This window comes from Kitasatospora sp. NPDC042419 (assembly GCF_056437345.1).
The window spans coordinates 1-6,755 of sequence record NZ_JBWKAW010000080.1; the positions used below are offsets into that span (position 1 = coordinate 1).

The following is a 6,755-nucleotide window of genomic DNA, read 5'->3' on the forward strand; positions in this document are numbered from 1 at the left end:
TTGGGGTGCGGAGGGTGAGCTGGAGTGCCTGGGCCGGGCCGACGACCAGGTGAAGGTGCGCGGCTTCCGGATCGAGCTCGGCGAGGTGGAGTCGGCCCTGGAGCGGCAGGAGGGTGTGGGCCGGGCGGTGGCGGCGGTGCGCCGTGACACGTCGGGTGACGCGCTGCTGGTGGCGTACGTGGTGGCGGAGGCGGGCGCGGTGGCGGACCCGGCGGAGGTCCGGGCGGGTCTGGGCCGGGAGCTGCCGGGGTACATGGTGCCGTCGGCGGTCGTGGTCCTGGACGAGCTGCCGCTGACCTCGAACGGCAAGGTGGACCGCAAGGCCCTGCCCGCGCCGGACCTCGCCACCGGCTCCGGCCGCGGCCCGACGACCGTTCGGGAGGAGGTCCTCTGCGCGGCGTTCGCCGAGGTCCTCGGCCTCGAAAGCGTCGGTGTGGACGACGACTTCTTCGCCCTCGGCGGGCACTCCCTCCTCGCCGTCCGGCTGATCAGCCGGGTGCAGGCCCAGGGCGTGCCGGTGTCGGTGCGGGCGCTGTTCGACAGTCCGACGCCGGCCGGCCTGGCCCGCTCGGGCGGCGCGCGGAAGGTCGAGGTGCCGGAGAACCTGATTCCGGCGGGTGCGACCGTGATCACGCCGGAGATGCTCCCGCTGGTCGACCTGACCGCCGAGGAGGTCGAGCGGGTCGTCGCGACGGTGGACGGCGGCGCGGCGAACGTCGCGGACGTCTATCCGCTCGCCCCGCTCCAGGACGGCCTGCTCTACCACCACCTGCTCGCCGACGGCGGCGCCGACGCCTACGTCCGGCCGACCGTCCTGGAGTTCGGCTCGCGCGAACTCCTCGACCGCTTCGCCGAGGCGCTCCAGCAGGTCCTGGACCGGCACGACATCCTGCGCACCGGCATCGTCTGGGACGGGCTGCGCGAGCCCGTCCAGGTGGTGTGGCGCGCGGCGGTACTGCCGGTCCGCGAGGTGCCGCTGGACGGGCGCTCCGGCGACCCGGTGACCGAGCTGACCGAGGCGGTCGGACGGGTCATGGACCTGTCCCGGGCGCCCCTGGTCGAACTGCACACGGCCGCCGGACCGGATGGCCGCTGGCTGGGACTGGTGCTGGTGCACCACATGGTGCAGGACCACACCGCGCTGGCGGTGCTGCTGGGTGAGATCGAGGCCTTCCTCACCGGCCGGGCCGACGAACTGCCGGAGCCGCTGCCGTTCCGCGACTTCGTGGCGCAGGCGCGCGGCGGGGTGGACCAGGAGGAGCACGAGCGCTTCTTCGCCGAACTGCTGGGCGACGTCACCGAACCGACGGCCCCGTACGGGCTGACCGACGTGCGAGGCGTCGGAGCCGGGGCCGGACGCGCGTCCCAGCCGCTGGCCCCCGAGCTGGAGGCGCGGCTGCGCACGGTGTCGCGCCGGCTGGGCGCCAGCGTGGCGACGCTGGTGCACGTCGCGTGGGCCCGGGTGCTCGGCGCGGTCAGCGGCCGGGACGACGTGGTCTTCGGCACGGTGCTGTTCGGCCGGATGAACGCCGGCGCCGGAGCCGACCGCATCCCCGGCCCCTTCGTCAACACGCTCCCGGTGCGGGTGCGGACGGACGAACTCGGCGTCCTGGACGCGGTGTCCGCGATGCGCGGTCAGCTGGCGCAGCTCCTCGAACACGAGAACGCGCCGCTCGCCGTGGCCCAGCAGGCCAGCGGACTCACCGGCGGCGCACCGCTGTTCACGTCCTTCCTCAACTACCGCCACGCCGCCGGCCGGGCGGGTGAACCCGCGACGCGGGAGCCCGCCGAGGACGAGTCGGCCGGGATCCGGACCCTTCTCTCGCAGGACACCACCAACTACCCGCTCGCGCTGTCCGTCGACGACGACGGCAGCACGATCCGGACGGCGGTGGACGCCGTCGCGCCCGTCGATCCGGCGGCGGTCGTCGCCCTGGTCGGCACGGCCGTGGAGGGGCTGGTGTCGGCGTTGGAGGCGGCACTGGACGGTGGCCCGCAGGCTGCCCTGAGCGCGATCGATGTGCTGGGCGCGGTCGAGCGGACGCGGATTCTGACGGAGTGGAACGACACCGCGGTCGGGGTCGAGCCGTCGACGCTGCCCGGTCTGTTCGAGGCGCAGGTGGCGCGGACGCCGGATGCGGTGGCGGTGGTGTCCGAGGACGTGGAGCTCTCGTACGCCGAGCTCGACGCGCGGGCGAACCGGTTGGCGCGGTCGCTGGTTTCGCGGGGCGCGGGTGCCGGTTCCGTGGTGGGTGTGTGCCTGGAGCGCGGTGTCGAGCTGGTGGTGGCGCTGCTGGCGGTGGTGAAGGCCGGTGGTGCGTATCTGCCGCTGGACCCGGAGTATCCGGGGGAGCGGATCAGGTACTCGCTGGAGACGGCAGGCGCGCCGGTGGTGGTGGCCACCGCCTCGACGGCGGATGTGCTGCCGCCGGGTGTGGCGCGGGTGCTGGTGGAGGACCCGGTGCCGGCCGGGTCCGACGGTGGTGCGCCGGGTGTCGCGGTGGGGCCCGGGGATGCGGCGTATGTGATCTTCACGTCGGGTTCGACGGGGCGCCCGAAGGGTGTGGTGGTGTCGCACGAGGGCATCGTGAACCGTCTGTCCTGGATGCAGTCGCGGTTCGAACTCTCGGCCGCTGACCGGGTGTTGCAGAAGACGCCGTTCGGTTTCGATGTGTCGGTGTGGGAGTTCTTCTGGCCGCTGTCGGTGGGTGCTGCTCTGGTGGTGGCGCGTCCGGAGGGTCACAGGGAGCCGGAGTACCTGGCGGAGTTGATCGCCGACCAGAGGGTGACGACGGCGCACTTCGTGCCGTCGATGCTGGAGGTGTTCCTGGCGGAGCCGGCGGCCGCGGGTTGTGGTGGGGTGTTGCGGCGGGTGGTGTGCTCGGGTGAGGCGCTGCCGCTCCGTACCCAGCAGCGGTTCTTCGAGGTGCTGGGCGGTGTGGGGCTGCACAACCTGTACGGTCCGACGGAGGCGTCGGTCGACGTCACGGCCTGGGAGTGCGCGCCGGGGCAGACGGCGGGCGTGGTGCCGATCGGCGGGCCGGTGGCCAACACCCGGGTGTACGTGCTGGATTCGTCCCTGGGTCCGGTTCCGGTGGGTGCGGCGGGCGAGCTGTACCTGTCCGGTGTGCAGTTGGCGCGTGGCTACGCGGGGCGCCCGGGTCTGTCGGCGGAGCGCTTCGTCGCGAACCCGTTCGAGCCGGGTGTGCGGATGTACCGCACGGGCGACGTGGTGCGCTGGCGTGCGGACGGGCAGCTGGAGTTCCTGGGCCGTGCCGACGAGCAGGTGAAGATCCGCGGTTTCCGGATCGAGCCGGGCGAGGTGCAGTCCGTGGTGGCCGCGCACCCGCAGGTGGCGCAGGCGGCGGTCCTGGTCCGTGAGGAAGCCCCGGGTGACCTGCGCCTGGTCGCCTACGTCGTCGCGGACGACGCTGCGTCCGAACTTCCGGAATCCGTCCGTGAGTTCGTTGCCGTCCGGCTGCCGGAGTACATGGTGCCGTCGGCTGTCGTGGTCCTCGACGCGCTGCCGCTGAACGTGAACGGCAAGCTGGACCGCAAGGCCCTTCCCGCCCCCGAGTACGGCAGCTACGGCAGCAGCACCGGTCGCGGCCCGGCGAACGCCCGCGAGGAGATCCTGTGCGCCGCGTTCACCGAGGTCCTTGGACTCGAAAGCGTCGGTGTGGACGACGACTTCTTCGCCCTGGGCGGCCACTCCCTGCTCGCCGTCCGCCTGATCAGTCGGATCCGGGCGGCGCTGGGCGTCGAGGTGTCGTTGCAGACGCTGCTGCGGGCGCCGACGGTGGCCGGACTCGCACAACAGCTTGGACATGAGAAAACAGCTAGGCCGGCGTTGCGGCCGATGCGCAACCAGGAGGAGTTCTGATGGTTCCGTTGTCTTTCGCGCAGCGCCGGTTGTGGTTCCTCTCGCAGCTGGAGGGCCCGAGTGCCACCTACAACATCCCGATCACCAGGCGCCTCCAGGGCGAGGTCGACGCCGGTGCGCTGAACGCGGCCCTGCGGGACGTCCTCGGACGCCACGAGGTGCTGCGCACCGTCTACCGGACGGCCGGCGGTGAGCCGTACCAGCGCATCCTGAAGCTGGAGGAACTGGGCTGGGAGCTGGCGGTCGCCGACGTGGCACCGGCCGGGCTCGACGCCCGGGTCTCGGAGGCCGAGGCGTACACCTTCGACCTGGCCACCGAGGTGCCGATCCGGGCCACGCTCCTGCGGACCGGTCCGCAGGACCAGGTGCTGGTCGTGGTGCTCCACCACATCGCCGGAGACGGCTGGTCGCTGGGGCCGCTGATGCGGGACGTGACGCAGGCCTACCTCGCGCGTAGCGAGGGCCGGGTGCCCGAGTGGGAGCCGCTGCCGGTCCAGTACGCGGACTACGCGCTCTGGCAGCGCGAACTGCTCGGCGACCAGCAGGACCCGGACAGCCTGCTGGCCCGTCAGATCGCCTACTGGCGCGACAACCTCGCCGGCACCCCCGAGGAGCTCGACCTGCCCTTCGACCGCCCCCGCCCGGCGGTTGCCTCGCACCGCGGCCACGGCGTGGGGCTGGAGGTCCCGGCCGCCGTGCACGCCCGGCTCGCCGAGGTCGCGCGCGCCGAGGACGCCACGGTCTTCATGGTCCTGCAGTCCGCGCTGGCGGTCGTCCTGTCCCGGCTCGGCGCGGGCACCGACGTCCCGGTCGCCACCGCCGTCGCCGGGCGCACCGACGTCGCGCTGGACGACATGGTCGGTCTCTTCGTCAACACGCTCGTGCTGCGCACGGACCTCACCGGCGACCCGACCTTCCGCGAGGTGCTCGCCCGGGCACGGAAGACCGGGTGGGACGCCCTCGCGAACCAGGACGTTCCGTTCGAGAAGCTGGTCGAGGAACTCGCCCCTTCCCGCTCCCTGGCCCGTCACCCGCTGGTCCAGGTGATGCTGACCGTCCACAACAACGAGCGGATCGTGCTGGAACGCTCGGGCGGCGAGACCGACGCTCCGACGACGGCGGACGCCGTGGCCGATGTGCGGGCGGCCAAGTTCGACCTCGAACTCGACTTCGTCGAACTGTTCGACCAGGACGGCGCTCCGGCAGGCCTTCGCGGCTCGCTGACCGCCTCGGTGGACCTCTTCGAGCGCGACGCCGCCACGCGGCTCGCGAACTGGGTCGGCCGGGCGCTGGAACTGCTGGTTGCCGACCCGGGGATCCGGCTGAGCGGCCTGGAGCTGCTGGACGAGGCGGAGCGTCGTCGGGTGCTGGTGGAGTGGAACGACACTGCGGTCGGGGTCGAGCCGTCGACGTTGCCGGGGTTGTTCGCGGCGCAGGTGGCGCGGACGCCGGATGCGGTGGCGGTGGTGTTCGAGGGCACCGAGCTGTCGTATGCCGAGTTGGACGTCCGGGCGAACCGTCTGGCGCGCTACCTGGTGGGCCGTGGTGTGGGTCCGGAGTCGGTGGTCGCGGTGGCGTTGGAGCGCGGTGTCGACTTGGTGGTGGCGCTGCTGGGTGTGGTGAAGGCGGGTGGTGCGTATCTGCCGGTGGATCCGTCGTACCCGGCGGAGCGGATCGCGGTGGTGCTGGAGGACGCCGCTCCGGCGGTGGTGCTGACGGCGGAGGCGTTCGCGGAGTTGCTTCCTTCGGACATCGCTGTGGTGGTGCTGGACGAGCCTGCGGTCGTGGAGGAGTTGGCGGGTCTGTCGGGCTCGGTGCCTGGGGTCGACCTGCTGCCGGCGCATCCGGCGTATGTGATCTTCACGTCGGGTTCGACGGGGCGCCCGAAGGGTGTGGTGGTGTCGCACGAGGGCATCGTGAACCGTCTGTCCTGGATGCAGTCGCGGTTCGAACTCGCGTCCGCTGACCGGGTGTTGCAGAAGACGCCGTTCGGGTTCGATGTGTCGGTGTGGGAGTTCTTCTGGCCGTTGTCGGTGGGTGCTGCCCTGGTGGTGGCGCGTCCGGAGGGTCACAGGGAGCCGGAGTACCTGGCGGAGTTGATCGCCGACCAGAGGGTGACGACGGCGCACTTCGTGCCGTCGATGCTGGAGGTGTTCCTGGCGGAGCCGGCGGCCGCGGGTTGTGGTGGGGTGTTGCGGCGGGTGGTGTGCTCGGGTGAGGCGCTGCCGCTCCGTACCCAGCAGCGGTTCTTCGAGGTGTTCGACGGTGTCGAGCTGCACAACCTGTACGGGCCGACGGAGGCGTCGGTCGACGTGACGGCGTGGGAGTGCGCGCCGGGGCAGACGGCGGGCGTGGTGCCGATCGGCGGGCCGGTGGCCAACACCCGCCTGTACGTGCTGGATTCGTCGTTGCGGCCGGTGCCGGTCGGCGTCGCCGGTGAGCTCTACCTCGCGGGCGTCCAGCTGGCGCGTGGCTACGCCCATCGTTCCGGGCTCACGGCGGAGCGGTTCGTCGCGAACCCGTTCGAGTCGGGTACGCGGATGTACCGCACGGGTGACGTGGTGCGCTGGCGTGCGGACGGCGAGGTCGAGTACCTCGGTCGTGCGGACGAGCAGGTGAAGATCCGCGGCTTCCGGATCGAGCCGGGTGAGGTGCAGTCCGTGGTGGCTGCGCATCCGCTGGTGGCGCAGGCTGCGGTCCTGGTCCGTGAGGACGCCCCGGGTGATCTGCGCCTGGTCGCCTACGTGGTGGCCGAGGGCGATGGCGGGCCGGAACTTGCCGAGGCTGTGCGGCAGTTCGTTGCTTCGCGGCTGCCCGGGTACATGGTGCCGTCGGCTGTCGTGGTCCTCGACGCGCTGCCGCTGAGTGTGAA

2 protein-coding genes are annotated in these 6,755 nt (G+C 72.2%); both read left to right on the plus strand.

Annotated elements, in window-relative coordinates; genetic code table 11:
• The coding region (locus AC067J_RS43815) for an amino acid adenylation domain-containing protein (protein ID WP_478308481.1) at positions 1-3,883 on the plus strand (3,883 nt) is incomplete at its 5' end.
• A partial coding sequence (locus tag AC067J_RS43820) for a non-ribosomal peptide synthetase (RefSeq protein WP_478308482.1) occupies positions 3,883-6,755 on the plus strand: 2,873 nt, incomplete at its 3' end. The genes AC067J_RS43815 and AC067J_RS43820, both read left to right, overlap by 1 nt.